The organism is Cognatundibacterium luofuense, from assembly GCF_018139685.1.
In the GTDB taxonomy this organism is placed as follows: domain Bacteria; phylum Pseudomonadota; class Gammaproteobacteria; order Burkholderiales; family Burkholderiaceae_D; genus Undibacterium; species Undibacterium luofuense.
On sequence record NZ_JAGSPN010000194.1, the window covers coordinates 1 to 417 of the forward strand.

1 protein-coding gene is annotated in these 417 nt (G+C 52.3%); it reads right to left on the reverse strand.

The window, feature by feature from the left end:
* A partial coding sequence (locus tag KDM89_RS19990) for an EAL domain-containing protein (RefSeq protein WP_212689628.1) occupies nt 1-417 on the reverse strand: 417 nt, incomplete at both ends.

A 417-nucleotide genomic window follows, 5' to 3' on the forward strand; every position in this document is an offset into this window, starting at 1 on the left:
GTTCCAGACGTTCCACACCTTCAGCGACCACATTTAATCCCAGACTCAAGCCCATGGCAATAACCGCGCTGGCAATTGCCGCATCATCAGGATCGGTATGAATGTCGTTGACAAAGGATTTATCAATTTTCAGTTCATCAATAGGAAAGCGGCGCAGATAAGACAGGCTCGAATAGCCGGTGCCAAAATCATCCAGTGAGATCGACAAACCCAGTTTTTTCAAAGAACGCAAGGTAGTCAGCGTACTGTCCACATCCTGCATCACCATGCTCTCCGTCAGCTCCAGCGTGATATAGGCTGGGTTCGCACCGGTGACAGCAATAATCGCGGCGATCCGGCCGGCCAGATCGTCCTGCCTGAACTGGCGTGAAGACATGTTGACCGCCACTTTTAAGTCACCCAGCCCCTGCTCACGCC